Genomic DNA, 2,475 nt, shown 5'->3' on the forward strand with positions numbered 1-2,475 from the left:
GTCTCCGAGACCGAGATGCGCGCGCTGGTGGCTGGCCGGGGTGTCGGGGCTCAGTCGCGCAGGTCCCGGCGGGTGGAGCGGAAGGGGCCGTCGACCTGCAGGCGCGCGTCCCGGGTGACCGTGCGCTCCATGACGAACGACCAGAAGGGGATGCAGCCCGAGAGCATGATCCACAGCATCCGGCCCAGGCCCCAGTGCAGGCCGAAGCAGAGCACGGCGGTGGCCACGGCGTAGGCCATGAAGATGAACCCGTGGATGGGCGACCAGACCTGGCTGAGCCGGTCCATGCCGAAGCCGTACTTGGCCACCATCACCCCGATGAGGATCAGCAGGGCGACGGACTCCACGAAGGCCAGCACCCGCCACACCGTGAGCTTGGGGCGGATGGTGGGGTCGTCCGCGCTGTGCGGTCGCATGATCGGCTGGGCCACGGTCACTCTCCTGAGTCTGGGGTCTCGGGGGACGAGGCTACCTGCGCCTGCCGGGACTCGTCGTACAGCATGCGCACGGCGACCCACAGGCCGAAGACGGCGAAGAGCCACCACTGCACGGCGTAGCCGGCGTTCTGCCAGTCGATGCCGGAGACCTCGGGGGGCGGCGGGGGCACGGCCCGCATGCCCGGGGAGGTCAGCGGCAGCTTCCGGCCCCCGGCGTCCGCGTGGTCGCCGAACAGGTAGCCGTTGTGCAGGGGCGTGGGCCAGGTGTTCACCAACCACGCGAGGTCCACCGAGTCGTGTCGCTCCTGCGAGCCGCCGATGGCACCGGCGGGGGCCTCCCCCGCCTCGAGGGCGCCGGTGAGCTCCACCTGGCCGCGCAGGTCCTGCGGCAGGGCCGGGGCGTGCGCGGGCGGCTCCCCGGGCACGAAGCCGCGCAGCACGGCCAGGCTCGCGCCGGCGGAGGTCTCGAAGCGGGAGACCACCCACGACCCGTCCGCACCGTCCAGCCGGCGGTCCGGTACGAGGAACTGCTCGCCGGTGAAGCGCCCACTGGTGGTCACGGTGCGTCCGCGCTCAGGGGCCGGGAAGGAGCTGCCCACCGGGAGCACCTCCTCCAGGGCCACGACGGGCCGGTCCTGCGCCTCCCGGAGCGCCTGCTCACGGCCGTCGGCCGTGGCGTTGTGGAACTGCCACAGGCCCAGGCGCCAGAAGGCCACCAGCAGCACGAGGACGAGCAGCGCCAGCCCCCACCACCGCGGGGTGGACCGGAAGTACCGCCACGCGCGGGCGTGCCGGCCGGGGCCGGCAGCGGTCCCGCCCGCCGTCATCGGGAGGTGGCGGTGTCGTCGAACACCTGGATGGAGCCGGTGTAGTTGGCCAGCCACACCTTGTGCGTGGCGTCGTCATAGGTGACGCCGATGGGGTGGTGGCCCGCGGGCACCTCCTGGACCTCCTCCATCGTCTCGGTGTCCACCTTGCTCATGGTGTCGCTGTAGTAGTTCACGACGTAGAGCGCGGTCCCGTCGCCCGAGACGTCCATGGAGCGCGGCTCGTTGCCGGTGTGCACCTGCCCCAGCACCTTGCCGGTCTCGGCGTCGAGCTTGACCACGCGGCTGGTCTCGAACTGCTTGTAGGCACCCGAGGCCACCACGTAGAGGTACTTCCCGTCGGGCGAGACCACGACGTGGCGGATGCGCTGTCCGGGGGTGGCGAAGACCTCCGCCTTCGTGGACCCCTTCTCGATGCGGTAGAGGTTCGGCGTGCCCATGGCGGTGGCGAAGGCCGTGCCGTCGGGGGCGTAGGCGATGCCGCGGGCCCAGCGGCCCAGCGGGACGCGGCCGGTCTCCTTGCCGGACTCCATGTCGATGACGGACAGGTCGTAGTCGCACCAGTTGGAGACGAGCATCGTCTTCTCGTCGGGGCTCAGCGCCGCGTACTTGGGCACGGCTCCGGCCTCGATGGCGCCGGTGACCGTCCCGGACTCCACGTCGACCTCGTAGACGTACCCGTGGTCGGTGACCTCGCCCTTCTCGCACAGGTCGTCGCCGTGCGGGGTGAAACCCTTGCCGTACATCTGGTAGTTGGTGACGTAGGCGGTCTGCCCGTCTTGGCTGAACGCCGCCTCGACCGGCGCCCCCTGCACCGTGCCGCCCTCGAGCCCGAACTCCCCCAGGTCCACCTCGTCGCTGATGGTGTGCACCAGGTCGTGGCTGGTGGCGTCGTACACCGTCATCGTGTGCTGGTACATCATGTTGTTGGCGATGACCCGGCCACGGTCGTTGGAGACCACGGACTTGGGGCGGATCGCGCCCTTGATCACGTCGACCTGCTTGAGGAAGGTCGTGTTCGCGGGCTTCTCCGGGTCGCTCGGCTCCAGCGGCTCGCTCGGCGCGGGGGTCTCGGAGGCACCCTGGGAGGGGGCCGGGGACTGCCCGTCCGACGTGCCGCCGGTGTCGTCACCAGAGGACGCGTCACCCTCCGGCGCCGAGGGGGTCCCCCCCGACTGCTCGGGCGCCGGGCTGCTCGGGGAGGGCGCAGC

At 71.4% G+C, this 2,475-nt stretch carries 3 protein-coding genes; all 3 read right to left on the reverse strand.

Annotation, left to right across the window (positions count from 1 at the left end):
• Positions 1-50: 50 nt before the first annotated feature.
• On the reverse strand, positions 51-431 hold the full coding sequence (locus tag HMPREF3099_RS01915; RefSeq protein ID WP_237769703.1) for a DUF3817 domain-containing protein: 381 nt from the start codon (positions 429-431) through the stop codon (positions 51-53).
• Positions 432-433: 2 nt separating this feature from the next.
• Positions 434-1,264: an SURF1 family protein gene (locus HMPREF3099_RS01920; protein WP_070703507.1), complete on the reverse strand. Its 831-nt coding sequence runs from the start codon at positions 1,262-1,264 to the stop codon at positions 434-436.
• Positions 1,261-2,475, reverse strand: a 1,215-nt coding sequence (locus tag HMPREF3099_RS01925; RefSeq protein ID WP_070703508.1) for a YncE family protein, incomplete at its 5' end; no start/stop codon positions are given. The genes HMPREF3099_RS01925 and HMPREF3099_RS01920, both read right to left, overlap by 4 nt.

This window comes from Kytococcus sp. HMSC28H12 (assembly GCF_001816045.1).
Classification (GTDB): domain Bacteria; phylum Actinomycetota; class Actinomycetes; order Actinomycetales; family Dermatophilaceae; genus Kytococcus; species Kytococcus schroeteri.